Annotated in this window: 13 protein-coding genes; 10 read left to right on the top strand and 3 right to left on the bottom strand. The window is 58.2% G+C overall.

Going from position 1 to position 13,979, the window contains the following annotated elements:
* Positions 1 to 47: 47 nt before the first annotated feature.
* The 3 genes from ACWGXE_RS19050 to ACWGXE_RS19040 all read right to left on the bottom strand — a co-directional run bounded on the left by ACWGXE_RS19050 (position 48) and on the right by ACWGXE_RS19040 (position 2,933).
* Entirely contained in the window at positions 48 to 1,724 is a 1,677-nt protein-coding gene (locus ACWGXE_RS19050; protein WP_447599647.1) for an isocitrate lyase/phosphoenolpyruvate mutase family protein, read from the bottom strand.
* An 89-nt stretch (positions 1,725 to 1,813) separates the two neighbouring features.
* Entirely contained in the window at positions 1,814 to 2,356 is a 543-nt protein-coding gene (locus ACWGXE_RS19045) for a hypothetical protein (RefSeq protein ID WP_447599646.1), read from the bottom strand.
* Position 2,357: 1 nt separating this feature from the next.
* Positions 2,358 to 2,933 carry a hypothetical protein gene (locus tag ACWGXE_RS19040; RefSeq protein WP_447599645.1) on the bottom strand — a complete coding sequence of 192 codons (576 nt, stop codon included), beginning with the start codon at positions 2,931 to 2,933 and terminating at the stop codon, positions 2,358 to 2,360.
* A gap of 124 nt (positions 2,934 to 3,057) precedes the next feature.
* Between ACWGXE_RS19040 and ACWGXE_RS19035 the strand changes: the two genes are divergently transcribed.
* The 10 genes from ACWGXE_RS19035 (at position 3,058) to ACWGXE_RS18990 (ending at position 13,978) form a co-directional block, all read left to right on the top strand.
* Entirely contained in the window at positions 3,058 to 3,555 is a 498-nt protein-coding gene (locus tag ACWGXE_RS19035) for a thiamine pyrophosphate-binding protein (RefSeq protein ID WP_447599644.1), read from the top strand.
* A complete protein-coding gene (locus ACWGXE_RS19030) occupies positions 3,552 to 4,130 on the top strand; it encodes a thiamine pyrophosphate-dependent enzyme (RefSeq protein ID WP_447599643.1) in 579 nt (192 codons plus the stop codon). The genes ACWGXE_RS19035 and ACWGXE_RS19030 overlap by 4 nt, the downstream gene beginning before the upstream one ends.
* Before the next feature lie 141 nt (positions 4,131 to 4,271).
* Entirely contained in the window at positions 4,272 to 5,366 is a 1,095-nt protein-coding gene (locus tag ACWGXE_RS19025; RefSeq protein WP_447599642.1) for a pyridoxal-phosphate-dependent aminotransferase family protein, read from the top strand.
* Complete coding sequence (locus ACWGXE_RS19020; protein WP_447599641.1) at positions 5,363 to 6,082, top strand: phosphocholine cytidylyltransferase family protein; 720 nt, start codon at positions 5,363 to 5,365, stop codon at positions 6,080 to 6,082. Before ACWGXE_RS19025 ends, ACWGXE_RS19020 begins: the two co-directional genes overlap by 4 nt.
* 108 nt (positions 6,083 to 6,190) lie before the next feature.
* Positions 6,191 to 7,639: a CDP-alcohol phosphatidyltransferase family protein gene (locus ACWGXE_RS19015; RefSeq protein WP_447599640.1), complete on the top strand. Its 1,449-nt coding sequence runs from the start codon at positions 6,191 to 6,193 to the stop codon at positions 7,637 to 7,639.
* Between the two features lie 76 nt (positions 7,640 to 7,715).
* Complete coding sequence (locus tag ACWGXE_RS19010) at positions 7,716 to 8,714, top strand: flippase-like domain-containing protein (protein WP_447599638.1); 999 nt, start codon at positions 7,716 to 7,718, stop codon at positions 8,712 to 8,714.
* A 221-nt stretch (positions 8,715 to 8,935) separates the two neighbouring features.
* On the top strand, positions 8,936 to 10,006 hold the full coding sequence (locus ACWGXE_RS19005; protein WP_447599636.1) for a glycosyltransferase family 2 protein: 1,071 nt from the start codon (positions 8,936 to 8,938) through the stop codon (positions 10,004 to 10,006).
* A complete protein-coding gene (locus tag ACWGXE_RS19000) occupies positions 10,006 to 11,220 on the top strand; it encodes a glycosyltransferase family 4 protein (RefSeq protein ID WP_447599635.1) in 1,215 nt (404 codons plus the stop codon). The genes ACWGXE_RS19005 and ACWGXE_RS19000 overlap by 1 nt, the downstream gene beginning before the upstream one ends.
* Positions 11,217 to 12,344, top strand: coding sequence for a glycosyltransferase family 4 protein (locus ACWGXE_RS18995; protein WP_447599633.1), 1,128 nt, complete (start codon positions 11,217 to 11,219; stop codon positions 12,342 to 12,344). Before ACWGXE_RS19000 ends, ACWGXE_RS18995 begins: the two co-directional genes overlap by 4 nt.
* A gap of 80 nt (positions 12,345 to 12,424) precedes the next feature.
* Positions 12,425 to 13,978, top strand: coding sequence for a flippase (locus tag ACWGXE_RS18990; RefSeq protein WP_447599632.1), 1,554 nt, complete (start codon positions 12,425 to 12,427; stop codon positions 13,976 to 13,978).
* Position 13,979: the final 1 nt, after the last annotated feature.

Below are 13,979 nucleotides of genomic sequence, written 5' to 3'. Positions count from 1 at the left end.
GGTGAACCGATTTGGGGGAAAACGGGCCGAGACAGGGAAGACTGGAGCTAACTGCGAATCTTGGCCCAGGCTTTCTGGTATTCCTCGAAGGAATCGACTTCCATCCAGCCTTTGTAGATAGGCACAGCTTGGACCGTCACGCCGGTATCGATCAATTCTTGAATGAGATCGGGCAGTGAGGCTTTCATGAATTCGCCGGCTTCGTGGAACCCTTTGGCCTTATATTTGGCCAGCGAGGCGTGATAGCACTCGGTGAAGGCCCGCGCACCCTTGTCGGAGAACATTGCCATCCCGATGAACTCGCCATGGGCTTGGTCCAACGGAATATTCTGACCGATCCGCGTGACCGTCGTCTCCCCCTCCGGCATGATGAACCGAGCCAAATAATTCTTGCCGGGTGGAGGATCCAGCTTCACCAGATCAGGCTGCAGATGCCGTTCCTGCCCCTTTTCGGGGGTGTCGGACCAGGCCAAATCGACCACCAACGTGATGTCGGCCGGACTCTTCAGAAGTTTTTCTAAGACCGCCGTCTCGAAAATGATATCGCCATAGAGGACGATTGTGCGGCCCTTCATCTCGTTCTCCGCACAGAACAGGGAGAAGAGCTCGCCCGTCTCTTCGTAGCGATCATTATCGTAATAGCGGATGTTTGGCAGGGTAATCGCCTCTTTTTTATAGCCGCGGACCAGCGCGATCTCCTTGATGTTGCAATCGTTCAGAGCGGTGACCTGCCGTTCGAGAATCGTCTTCCCCTTAATATCAAGCAGGCATTTCGGTTTGTCTTCGATCAACGGCAATAACTGCTTCTCAAAACCGGCCGCGGCGATGATGGCGGTGATTTGTTCGCTTCCCATGGGGAGAAACTTCCGCTCGTCCTGCTCCATCTGCGGCACGCCGACGATGTCATAGACCTCTTTCAACTTCACGATCTGATCGTTCACCGAACCGGGGCGGGTATCTTTCTTGATGACGGTCAAGGCGTCGCGCATAGCCCTGATGCTGGCCCGGACCATTTGGTTGGCGTAGATCACAATCTTGAAGCCCGCCTCCTCCAGTTCCGCCGCCGTGACCTGGTCAAAGATGGTGGGAACGACGACCAGCGGGACACGGCCGGACCAGGCTTTGGCCACGGTTCTCAGTTCATCGAAGGTCGAAGATTTCGAGTGAATGAGCACGGCATCCGCGCCGGCATCCGCATAGGCTTTGGCACGGGTGAGCGCCTCCTCCTGGCCCCAGCCGGCGATGAGCGCCTCGGTCCTGGCGATGACCACGAAGTCAGGAATGGTCTGAGCGGCCTTGGCCGCTTGGATTTTCCCGCAATGTTCCTCAACCGGGATCAATTCCCGCCGGACTCCGGCGTAGAAGCTGCACCGCTTGGGGTACACGTTGTCCTCGATGCAGATGGCCGCAACACCGGCCCGCTCGCGGTCATTGACCGTGCGCATGACATTCAGCGCGTTGCCATATCCTGTGTCGCAATCAGCGATGATCGGAATCGAGACCGCCTCCGCGATATTGCGCTCGACCTCTAGTTGTTCGCTGGAAGTGATAAAGCTTGCGTCCGGAATGCATTTGAGCGACGCGGAGATTGCGAAGCCGCTGGCCCAGATGGCGTCGAACCCTGCCCGCTCGATCAGCTTGGCGCTGAGCGCGTCATGAGCGCCGACGGCTTTAATAATGCCGGGTTGTTGGAGCATGTGTCGCAGTTTGGTCGCGTTATGCATGGCTCGGCATGATGCGAAAGTCTCAACCGAGTTGTCAAGAACAGTTTTGACGGCGGGGCTCGTGCGAGGTCGTGCGAGAAAATTCTGCGTTAAAAGAGCGAGCCGGAGTCGCCTTCCAGCAGCTTGGCGCGGAAAGTTTGGCTTTCGAAAAAAATGATGCCTTCGTCCGTACGATTCTCGTAGCGAAGAATGATCTCGGTGTCCAGTCCTCGCCAGTCGAAGAGTTTCACGGTGCCTGCCGCGATTTGCCCCGGTCGATGGTCCAGATGACCAAACTGTTGCTGTAGGTAGACGAGGATACGATTGTGCGAGCTTTTGCCGTGGTAGCGCACCGCCACACGCGCGAGTTTGCCGTCCACCGTCATAAATCGAATCTGGTCCACGGTGATTGGGCCGAGAGCGGGCGGCCGAGTTGTGAGTTCGTATGTTTCGATCCAGCCGGCACTCTCGATTTTCACGAAGGTTTCGGAGTTGTTGCAGGTGGCACCCCAAGGGAGACCCTCGAATCCGTTGGGGTCATGCTCCATGGGAACTGCGAGCGCAAGCGAAATGGTAAAGGGCAACAAGAGGAGAGCGCCAGCCGCCTGAGCCGGTCGAAGCAGAACCGTTCGTCCACCGGAGGTGGAGATCATGTCAGCCGCCCGTGTCAGTCAACCCGTCGTTGAACCGCGGAGAGAGCGTTCGGCTTTCGATGAAAATATATCCTCGTTCCAGATTTCCTTCGTAGGTCAGATTGATTTCGGTCTCAGGCCCCCGCCAATTATATTGCTGATTGAGTCCGCGCGTCATTTGCCCAGGCAGGCGGTCGATTTCTCCGTATGTGTGTTCGAGATAGGCGAGGACTTTTTTATGGGTGTTTTCGCCGCGATAGCGAATCGTGACCCGAGCGAATTGATTATCCACGGTGGAAAACATAATGCTGTCCACGTCCGTATCCGCGAAGCGCGACCGTCCATCCTTGAGGCGATAGTCGCTGATACGGGTTCCCGGATGGGATACCGAAAACTGCGTCTCGTTTAGTGGGGACCCCCATAGAATGCCATGAAATCCATTCGGATCATGGCTCATGGTCGTTGCGCCGGCCGGACTCGCGTCAAACGCGGTCACCAAGGCCGATGCTATGAAGGCGAATAAGACAATTAAGAGGGCGTGGTGAGTGGACCGGGCAGGAAATAAACGAAGCCGAGCCGCCATCGTCTTCGCCGTCATGCCGCCACGCTAGCATGGGTGGATTGATAAGGCAACCGGTCATCAATCCTTGAGTATGTCGTGACGCCTTGGCTATAATGCGGATTCTTTTTGCTCTTCAGTCCACATGGTGACAGGACATTCTATGATCGAGAGCGATGTATTTGTTCAGGCCCTGCAAGACATGGGGGTCAACTTTTTTACCGGGGTTCCGGATTCGATGCTCGGCGGTATTATCGCGGAGCTTATGACGCGGAAAGTCTATACGCCGGCCGTCCGGGAGGATGAAGCGATGGCGATGGCGGCGGGCGCCTACATGGCCGGGAAAATTCCGGCCGTGCTCATGCAGAATTCCGGGCTGGGCACGTCCCTCAATACATTGATTTCCTTGAATCTTATTTACCGGCAGCCCTGCGTAATGATCGTATCCTGGCGCGGGTATCAGGGAAAGGACGCGCCGGAGCATCTTGTCATGGGGGAGACGATGCCGCAAGTGCTCGATACCATGAAAATTCCACACCGCACCCTGTCGGAACAGAGTCTCCATGACGATCTGAAGTGGCTCGGGGAGACGTTCATGAAACAGCGGATTCCCGCGGCCCTGATCATCAAAAAAGGAGTCATCAAGGGGCTACACCCATGAGACCGGAACAAGGCACCATGCAGAGCCGCGCGCAGGCGATGGCCGCGATTCTCGAATTGTTAAGCGACGAGCCGGTTATTATTTGCAATGGGTTTCCTTCACGGGAAGCCTTTAAGATCGCCGATCGGCCGACGCATTTCTACATGATCGGGTCCATGGGGGTAGCCGCTGCGATCGGATTGGGCGTCGCCCTCTCCAAGCCGGCCAAGCGGGTCGTGGTCTTCGACGGCGACGGCAACGTGCTGATGGGAATGGGCACGTTGGCCACGGTCGGGTCGCTTCAACCGAAGAACTTCATTCATGTGGTCTTTGATAATGAAGTGTACGGCAGCACCGGCAATCAGCCGACCATTTCCAACGTCGTCCGGTTGGAGCAAGTAGCCAAAGCGGCGGGGTACGTGAATGTGGAGCGAGTGCGAGAGCGCGAGGACATTGTCTACGAATTCAAAGATCTGCTCAAGAAAGACGGGCCCAGCATGTTGCTCATCAAGGTGAACGAGCTGGCCGAGGACGCCGGGCGCGTCCTGCTTGAGCCGCCGGAGATCACGCAACGGTTCATGAAAGCCATCGAGTGATCGCGCCGTTCGCAGCTCATACGCTTCGTTCATAGCTCAACGGATGAATTGCTGATTGTCGATCCGGCCGGTCTCCGGCTCACGAACGCAACAAGTACGAAATCGCTTTTTATCCGCGATTACGAACGACGAGGTACATTCATGATTTTACTCAACCCCGGTCCGGTGAACGTGAGCGAACGAGTGCGGGGCGCTCTTCAACGCCCGGACATTTGCCATCGCGAGTCTGAATTTTCCGAACTTCTCCATCGCATCCAACACAAACTGCTCCGAGCCTTTGTGCCGGGGGCGGAATCCGACTATGTGGCGGTCGTCCTCACTGGTTCCGGAACGGCGGCGGTGGAAGCTGCTGTTATGTCCTGCCTGCCTCACGGCAAACGGATGATGGTGATCAACAACGGAGTCTATGGCGAGCGGATTTCGAATATGATCGGCCTGCATCGACTCGGGGTCTCCGAGCTGAAGCTTGATTGGTCGACCAGGCTCGACCCCGAACGATTGCGGCTGGCCTTGCGCCAGCATCCCGAGGTCCACGCAGTGGCCCTGGTGCATCACGAAACGACCACGGGCTTGATCAATAATGTCAAGGAACTTGCCGATGTCGTGGATAGCCAAAACCGGGTCTGTGTGTTGGACTCCGTGAGCGGATTAGCGGGAGAGGCCCTCGACATCCCCGGGTCGCACATCTATATGGTGGCTGGTACGGCGGGCAAATGCATTCAGGGATTTCCTGGTGCCGCATTCGTGCTGATCCGCAAAGGATTTTTGGAGCGGATGCGGCTGTATCCCAAGCGATCCTGGTATATGCATCTGACCCATTACGTCGACGACCAAGGCCGCGGCACGGTGCCGTTCACGCCCGCGGTACAGGTCTACTATGCATTTGAAGAGGCGCTCGATGAACTGCTGGAAGAAGGAGTGGCGAATCGTATAAATCGGTATAAGAAAGTCTCGTCCATGATTCGGGAGCGGTTGCGTGCGCTCGGTATCAAGCCCATGCTGCCCCCGGAGCTGCAGTCCAATACGATCACCTGTTTTCATATGCCGGCGGGCCTCTCGTACCAGACGCTCCATGATCGGTTGAAAGAACAGGGCTATGTTATCTATGCCGGCCAAGGGCCGCTTGAGGGAAAGACATTCCGGATCGCCAACATGGGCGTGCTGACGGTGGACAATGTGCAGGGCTTTCTTCGGGCTTTTGAGCAAACGCTTGAGAGCGCCGCGGTCCCGTCATGAAGGCGGTCATTTTGGCCGCCGGCGTCGGCAAGCGCCTATGGCCGGTCACCCAGCACCGGCCCAAGTGTTTAATCGAACTCGGCGGGCGTTCGTTGATTCATCGGTACCTCGACGCTCTGTCCGGTCTGCGGGTTCGAAGCGCCGTGTTGGTGGTGGGATACAAACAGGAGATGATTCGGGCGGCCGTCGGATCGGAGTATGCCGGCGTCTCCGTATCGTATTTGGTGAATGACCAGTTCCATCGCGGCAGTATCTCTTCGCTCTGGATCGCCCGTACGGCCTTCGATGACGACCTCATTATTATGGATGCCGACGTGCTGTTTCACCGAGAGATTCTTCGCCGGTTGGTGGAGTCACGATCTCCAAATTGCTTGCTGATGGATGAGAACGTAAAACAGCAGGCTGAGGAGTGTATGGTCGTGGTCCAGGGAGGGCGGGTCATCGCACTGACCAAACAGATGCCGCTCCATTATGACTACGCCGGCGAAGGAGTGGGATTCTTGAAAGTTCGCCGTGCCGATTCCGGCCAGGTTGTCGCATCGCTGAAGCCGCATGTCGAACGGGAGGCCTGGTCCATGGAATATGAGGATGCCCTCCGGGACTTTTTTCAGCACGTGCCGGTGGGCCATGAAAAGATCGGCGGGCTGCCTTGGATTGAAATCGATTTCGCTGAGGATGTCACACGAGCCGAGCAAGAAATATTGCCGAAGCTCTAGGGTATGGGAGCATATAGCAAATGGCTTATGGCCGATCGCAGGACCAAAGAGGTGGCCCTTTGTTCGTGGCATATGCAATACGCCGTTGACCACAAGCTTTGGTGAGCAATGAGTGAAAGCATTCTGCAGCGAGGCACGGAAGTTCAGGAGCTGGCCACGGCCATCCTGTTGCCTAATACGGGATTGTTCGCCGATCGAGCGGGCCGCGGATTAAGCAATGTGGGCCCATTGACGCGAGTGGGCGGCGTGCCGTTGTTTCAGCGGACCGTGTTGACCTTGCAGCGAGCGGGTATTCGCCAATTGATCATCTTGGCCGGGTCGGAAGAAGAACTGCTGAAGCAGACCCTGCTCCGCGGTCCCCGAGTGACCATTCCGGTTCGATGGATGCCGATTCGGGAATTTCCCTTGGATGATCCGAGAACATGGGAAGCCTTGGCCACCGAGATTCATGGGTTTTGTCTTATCGCCGGCGTGCAAGCGGTCTATCCGAAAGCACTGATCGAGCAGTTGCGCGGCGCCGTTCAAGGCGGGCAGGCGCTCATCGTTGCGCGGACGGCGATTGAGCGGGAGCCGCAGATGGGGCGCCGCAATCCGGCTATCGAGTCACGCGCCGATGAGCTGGTCTCGTTCCATAACCAAACCGGTTTTGAGAGCAGCCAAATCGCCGCGGACCTAGTCGTCTTGCCGGCCGGCATTCTGGGAGCGGCCGGCACGGCGGCCGGCTTGAGCGGCACGCCGGAGTCTGGGGGTGGAATTCCCATCCGACGGTGGCTCGAAAGGGCCGCGGCCGAGCGCCGGGTTCGGGTCATCGGCACCACCGCCGACGTCGGATTGTGGTATCGCGACGTCTGGGATCAACCGAGCGCCACATCAGCCGAGCGCACGCTCTTCAGATCGCTGAAAGGGGAGTACGAGGGAATAGTCGACCGATATTTCAATCGCACCGTTTCACGCTTGTTTACGAAGTTCTTTCTTGGCCTAGGCTGCTCTCCCAACGTCATTACCATGGCGGCTACCCTGGTGGGACTATTGGCCGCGGGTGGATTCGCGCTCGGCAGTTATAGCGCCGGCATTGTCGCGGCGATCCTGTTTCAATTGGCCGCGGTGATTGACTGTTGCGACGGGGAAGTGGCGCGGCTGACCTTCCGCGAGTCGGCCTTCGGAGCATGGTTGGATATTGCGATGGACAATGTCGTCCATATGGCCGTATTCGCCGGGATTGCCTGGGGCACTTACGTGCGCCAGCGAGGATCGGGAGCCGAATGGATTCCCCTGATGCTCGGCACGGCGGCGGTATTGGGAAACGGGCTCTCGTTCTGGCTGGTGACCAAGGCTCAAAAAATCGGCGCGACCAGGGGATGGAGCACGCCTGGTCAAGCAGCCTGGTCACGATTTATTTTGAAGAATGTTGCCAGCCGTGATTTCTCCGTCGTCGTCCTGCTCTTCGCCCTGTTCGACCGGCTCGATTGGTTCCTCTGGATCGCCGCCCTCGGCTCGACCGCCTTCTGGCTTCTAATGCTCTGGGTCATCCGACCTTCTGCGGTCGCGCGCGCGTAGAGATCAACAGGATCGCACAGCTTCCATTATTCTGTTTCGGCACCACCTATGTAAGGAATGATCCCGGCTACGCCACGTGCTCCGATTAATCCTTCTCACGCTCGGTCTTCTCACCCTCTGCCTCATTGTTTGGCATATCGGTCCCGGCAACATTTATAATGCGGTCACGCGCCTGGGACCATGGGCGCTGCTGCTGATCCTTCTACCCTCCATCCTCATGTACGCGCTCGAAGCGTACGGCTGGCGCATGACGCTCGGCCGCTACGCCCGGATTGTCCCGTTTTGGCGGCTCCTGGCGATTCGGACGGCCGGCGAGGTGGTCAATATGACGACACCGACCGCGTACGTCGGCGGCGAGCCGCTGAAGGCCTACCTGCTCAAACAATACGGCGTACCGATGGTCGATGGGCTCGCGTCGGTTGTGACGGCCAAGACGACCATGACGATCGCGCAAATTGCGTTCATCTTGGTTGGTATGGCCGTGGGCTTCTGGTTGCTTGGGACGGGCGGGTCACCGGGCAAGACCGCGATGGCCACCATGGTGAGCGTCGGGCTGCTCGCGTTCGGCGTCGGCGGCTTCGTGTTAATCCAACGACGAGGAATTTTCTCGTCGCTTTTGTGGGTGCTGCGAAAGATCGGCGTCGCGATCAAGGCGCTGGACAGGCACGAGGAGAGGCTGCTCGAGTTGGATCGGACGATCGCCGCGTTCTATGTCAAGAATCGTTCGGGCTTCGTCATGTCCGTTCTGCTATTTTTTTTGGGATGGCTGGTCGAGACCATTGAGGTCTTCGTCATGCTGAGGGTCCTGGGAGAACCGGCAACCATCAAGGCCTCCATCGCAATCGGGGCGCTTTCGGTCTTCATCAAGGGGGGAGCGTTTTTTATCCCCGGCAGCCTCGGGGCGCAGGATGCGGGCAATCTGCTGCTGGTCACCACATTCGGTTACGGCGACGTGGCCGGGATTACCTTTGCGCTGTTGCGCCGCTTCCGCGAGTTGGTATGGGTCCTCATTGGTCTCGTTTGTCTGGGCATCATGGGCAAGAGAGGCAAAGAAGTTCAGAGTTCGGGCAAGTAAGTCCTGCGTCCTGCCACAGCCTTCCGCTACGTGGTTCCCGGTATGGTTCATTTTTCCATATAGCTGGGCAAATCCTGTTCTCTGCGATATCGTGATTCCATTCAGCGAAGGATCGCATGGCGGCTTTCCGGCCTGGACTGGGACGGCGCTATGTTAATGAACGCGGATAAGATCCGGCTCGACGTGATCCGGCCAAGTCTGATGCCAAAACGGAGCGCAGCGTGACTGTACGGAATTTGTCAACACCGCCGCACGGTTCAACGATCGGAAAAGCGGATGTCCTTGGGACGGCACCGATCTCGCCAATGGACACGCATCGGGCGCACCAGCCGGCCATGAGCGCGAGGACTCAGCCGGTTCTTTCCATTGTGATCCCCGTCTTCAACGAAGCGGAGAACATTGAAACGCTCCATGCTCGCCTCACCCGGGTGCTTCGAGACATTGGCCATGAGTATGAAATTATTTTTGTGGACGATGGAAGCCAGGATCAAAGCCCTTCCCTTTTGAATCGACTTGCCGACCGCGATGGCCACGTTGTGGTCGTGGAGTTGGCCAGGAATTTCGGACATCAGGTGGCGATCAGCGCAGGATTGGAACACAGTTGCGGGCGAGCGGTGTGCATCATGGACGCGGACTTGCAGGATCCGCCTGAAGTCCTCCCGCAGTTTCTGGAGAAATGGCAGGAGGGAGCGGAGGTCGTGTACGCCGTCCGGACCATGCGCAAGGAATGGTGGGGGAAGCGCCTGGCCTATGCCGGTTTTTACCGTTTGCTGCAGTGCGTGGCGAATATCAAAATTCCGCTCGATGCCGGCGATTTCTGCATCATGGATCGCTGCGTGGTGGACCATCTCGTCCAGATGCCGGAACGGAACCGGTTTGTTCGGGGAATTCGGAGTTGGATCGGATTTCATCAAGTCGGGGTGGCCTATGAGCGCCATTCACGACATGCCGGGCGCCCGAAATACACCTTTCGCAAACTGATCTATCTGGCGCTTGACGGGTTGATCTCCTTCAGTCACATGCCGCTGCGTATCATCACGCTGCTCGGCATTGCCGTGTCGCTGTTGTCCTTTACCGTGGCCCTGTTCTATGTGGTCAAGAAAATAGTATTGGGAGCGGGAATTCCCGGATTCACCACGTTGGTCGTGTCGATTTTCTTTTTAGCCGGTATTCAACTCATGACGATCGGGGTGATCGGCGAATACATCGGAAGAATTTCCGATGAAGTCAAACGCCGCCCCTTGTATGTTGCCCGCCGTGTCACGAGGAGAGAACTCCCATTCGCATCCTGATGTTCGATAACGAGTTCCCCCCGCTCGGTGGCGGAACGGGAGTCGTCAATCATTACCTGTTGCAGGAACTGGTCAAACACCAGGACGTCGCCGTCGATCTCGTCACCTCATCGCGCAGCCGGCGCACCTATGAACGGGAGCGGTTTTCGGAGCGGATTATCCTTCATAGAGTGCCGGTCGACAATCGGAATATTCATCATTCGACTAATCGCGAACTGATCTGCTACAGCGCGCGCGGGATCCGGCTCGCCTATGGTCTGCTGAAGAAACATCGATACGATCTCAGTTTCGCCTTCGCCGGCGTGCCGGCCGGCGCATTGAGCTATGCCTTGAACCTGACACATCGTTTGCCCTATGTGCTCTCTCTGCAAGGGCCGGATGTGCCGGGATTTGAGGAGCGATACCAGCGCCTCTACCCTGTCCTGACGCCACTTATCCGGCGCATCTGGGGAAGGGCGGGAGCCGTCACTGCCATCAGCGCCGAGCAGGCCGCATTGGCTTGGCGCACGATGCCCGAGCTCAAGCTGGTGACCATTCCGAACGGCGTCGATACGGAGACCTTTTCCCCCGTCGAGCGAGAGGCACGGCGGGAAGTCAACATGGTATGCGCGGCTCGGCTGATCGAACGAAAGGGTCAACGTCATCTGCTTGAAGCGCTGGCACGGCTGCAGGGCTGTTCTCGCAGGCCGGTGCACGTCACATTGGTCGGGACGGGAGACGCGGAGAGGTCGTTGCGGGATCTCGCTGCGCGCCTGCACATCGCCCACGCTGTCACCTTTACGGGCTATGTACCGAGAGATGGGATGCCGGACATGTATCGCGCGGCGGACTTGTTCGTCTTACCGTCTCAACAGGAAGGGATGTCGATCGCGCTGCTGGAAGCGATGGCATCGGGGTTGCCGGTCGTGGTGACGCAAACGGGCGGGACGGATGAACTGGTGACGAAAGGCGTCAACGGCGACATTGTCCCGTGGGGTGACATCGAGGCGTTGACCCAGGCGCTCAAAGTGTTGGCGGAGGATGAGCCCATGCGCCGACGATTTGGAGCGGAAAGCCGACGGCGCGCGATCCCCTTCGGCTGGCCGGCCCTGGCAGCGAGATATCTGGATCTTTGCATGACGGTCGTGAAGCAGACCACGACGGAAAAAGGGAAATCCGGCGCATCGGCGGTTGGAACCTTATCTAACGATCGCCCGAAGGAATCCTCGGCATGAAGACCGGCCCATCGATCTGCATTCTGACCAGCCAGTATTTCGATTGGGGGATTTACGGCGGATTCGGGAGCATGTCCAGAAAACTCGCCGAGAGCCTGGCGCGGGCCGGTCATCGAGTCAGTGTCATTGTGCCGGGACGCCGGGGACAGCGGCCGGAGGAGACGATTGAAGGCGTTGAGATCCGGAGTTTTTCACCGCGGAATGTATTCGACGCGTGCCGTCTCATCCGGCAATCGTCGGCCGATCTCTTCCATTCTCAGGATCCGACGATTCTGACGTATCTTGCCGAGCGATTACATCCCCGGCGCACGCATTTGGTCACGAGTCGTGATCCTCGGGATCTCAAGGACTGGTGGATTGAGTTTCGCTATGCCACGCCGGCGCGCAGGCTGCTGACCCCGTTCAACTATCTGACCGAGGCCGGTCTTTTCGTCCGGCAGGCTGTTCGCAATGCGGACGCCGTGTTCTGTCCCGCGCATTTTCTCAAGGAAAAAGTGAAGCGCTTGTACGGCCTGAAGACGCTGCCGGACTTACTTCCGAACTTGATCGACGTGCCGGCGACGCTGCCGGCAAAGAGCGATCGGCCGACGCTGACCTTTGTCGCTCGATGGGATAAGCGGAAACGCCCCTGGATCTTTCTCGACCTGGCCGGCATGTTTCCCGAGTATCGGTTCGTGGCCGTCGGCCAAGGAAGCGCCTCGGCTGAAATGGACTTCGATGCGCGGCTCAGGCGCCGCTATCGGGATGTGCCGAACCTGGAAATGCCGGGGCTCATCAATCGGTTTCGGGAACCAGATCGAATGCACCGGCTGCTGTCGGACACCTGGGTGTTCGTGAGCACGGCGGTGCGGGAAGGCCTGCCGCTGACGTTTCTGGAGGCAGCCGCGTACGGATGCCCCATCGTCAGCAGTGTGGACCCGGATCAGTTCGCCACGAAATTCGGAAGACAAGTCCATAACGACGACTATGCCGGAGCGATTCGAGCGTTGTTGGCAGAAGGCCCTCTCGAAAAGGGGCGTGCCGCCTACGCGTATGTGCGGGACACGTATGAAACCTCCAAAGCGTTGCAGGCGCATGTCGAAGTCTACGAGAGTCATGTCCGCGGCGTGGGACGCGCGGCATGATTCGCTCCTGGATCGACCGAATGTTTTCATCCGCCGCCACGCCGTTCATGAATCATGTCGGTTAGCCCGTAAGGTTGGCCTTGTCGCGCGGTATGCTCTCCATCAAGACCGTTTCGAAGGGCATCGTTTCGGTCGGAACCTGGTCTGCCACTAAGCTTTTGGTCACCGGCATCGTCCTGCCCCTGTATTCCCGGCTTCTCGGCATCGAAGGGTACGGCCAATATGCCTATTACGTGGCCTTGCTGCTGCTCGCTTCGCAGCCGGCCAACTGCGGGATGAGGCAGACCCTCACCAAGTACCTCGCGGAACGGACGGAGGATCATGCGTGGCATCGACATCTGGCCCGGTTTGCCGGGTCCGTGAACGCCGTCGCGGCGGGCCTTATTGGGATCGTCGTTGTTTGCTGGCTGCTATCCTCGTTGCCGTTTGAGTTCGGATCGCTGTTGTTGACTGCCGTCGTGATCGGCCTGTTGTGGTCTGAACAGGTGCTTCAGCATGCCGGCGGGATTCTGTATGGGCTGCATCGTGAAGAGCAGGCCACCCTGCCCGCTTCGCTCGGTATTGTCCTCGGCGGAGCGTTCGGCGTGGGCTTGGCGGCGGCCGGCTTCGGCGTATTAGGGGCACTAAGCGGAATGCTGGGAGCGGGCATAATCGTGGCGGTCGTGACCATGTGTCTCGCGCACCGGGCTTTGGGCAGCCCTTGGGAACGCGAACCCAAGATGGCCCTTCCACGCCGCGAGTTGCTGCAATTCGGGCTTTCCTCTATGGCGTATGCCGGAATCGCCATGACCTTGTATTCAATCGATGTCGTTTTGGTGCGGCACTTCGCCGGCGATCAGCAAACGGGACTGTATGCCGCGGCCGTCCAGTGGTCGGAGTTCGTGTGGTTTCTCCCTATCGCGATCGAGGGAGTCATGCTGCAAACGACGGCGCGTCTATGGATTCAGGGACAGGTGGATCAAATCACGCAATTAGTCAGTCGATTGATGCGCTATGTGGCCCTGACGACCGCCTTCCTCCTGCTCTTTGTGCTGGTGTTTTCCGAACAGATCGTCACTGTGTACTTCGGACCGGAATTCAAAGATGCGTCCGTGCCGCTGCAATTGTTGGTGCCCGGCGCATTCGCCTTCTCGTTGGCTCGGGTCATCAGGCCGGTCATTCAGGCGCGCGGAAGGATCCTGACGTTGCTGAAAGTGGTCGTGGCGGCCACGGTGGTCAATATCGCCTTGAATGTGGCGCTGGTTCCGTCCTGGGGCGCGGCCGGAGCGTCCGTGGCCACGTCCCTCTCGTTCATCGGCGTGGCGATTGTGTACGTCCGGCTCTTGCAAGTTGAAGGAGCGCACCCCTTTCAAGGCTTTGCCGGCGGTCGATTCATCGTGCTCTGCGCGGTCACTCTAGCCGTCCTTACTCCCATTGCCTTGGCGATCAGCTCTTCATGGATAGCGCTGGCGACGGGAGGAACCCTTGCGGTCGTTCTCTATTGGGCCGGTATCTTCTGGTTGGGGTTGCTCCGTGTCCATGAACTCGAACGGATTGTGGACAGCCTTCCTGGGCCGTTACACCGGATCGGCATCAAAGTGATGCGTCTGTTTCAACCCATGCTGATCCGTCTGGATGCGATTGCATTGGGTTAGG

It is taken from the genome of Nitrospira sp. Nam80 (assembly GCF_965152575.1).
Note: the sequence above shows the minus strand (reverse complement) of the source record. Positions and strands in the feature narration are given on the sequence as shown.

Excerpts from the sequence above, each read along its gene's own strand:
- ACWGXE_RS19050 (WP_447599647.1), bottom strand. The coding sequence starts at position 1,724 with ATGCATAACGCGACCAAACTGCGACACATGCTCCAACAACCCGGCATT.
- ACWGXE_RS19045 (WP_447599646.1), bottom strand. The coding sequence starts at position 2,356 with ATGATCTCCACCTCCGGTGGACGAACGGTTCTGCTTCGACCGGCTCAG.
- ACWGXE_RS19040 (WP_447599645.1), bottom strand. The coding sequence starts at position 2,933 with ATGACGGCGAAGACGATGGCGGCTCGGCTTCGTTTATTTCCTGCCCGG.
- ACWGXE_RS19035 (WP_447599644.1), top strand. The coding sequence starts at position 3,058 with ATGATCGAGAGCGATGTATTTGTTCAGGCCCTGCAAGACATGGGGGTC.
- ACWGXE_RS19030 (WP_447599643.1), top strand. The coding sequence starts at position 3,552 with ATGAGACCGGAACAAGGCACCATGCAGAGCCGCGCGCAGGCGATGGCC.
- ACWGXE_RS19025 (WP_447599642.1), top strand. The coding sequence starts at position 4,272 with ATGATTTTACTCAACCCCGGTCCGGTGAACGTGAGCGAACGAGTGCGG.
- ACWGXE_RS19020 (WP_447599641.1), top strand. The coding sequence starts at position 5,363 with ATGAAGGCGGTCATTTTGGCCGCCGGCGTCGGCAAGCGCCTATGGCCG.
- ACWGXE_RS19015 (WP_447599640.1), top strand. The coding sequence starts at position 6,191 with ATGAGTGAAAGCATTCTGCAGCGAGGCACGGAAGTTCAGGAGCTGGCC.
- ACWGXE_RS19000 (WP_447599635.1), top strand. The coding sequence starts at position 10,006 with ATGTTCGATAACGAGTTCCCCCCGCTCGGTGGCGGAACGGGAGTCGTC.
- ACWGXE_RS18995 (WP_447599633.1), top strand. The coding sequence starts at position 11,217 with ATGAAGACCGGCCCATCGATCTGCATTCTGACCAGCCAGTATTTCGAT.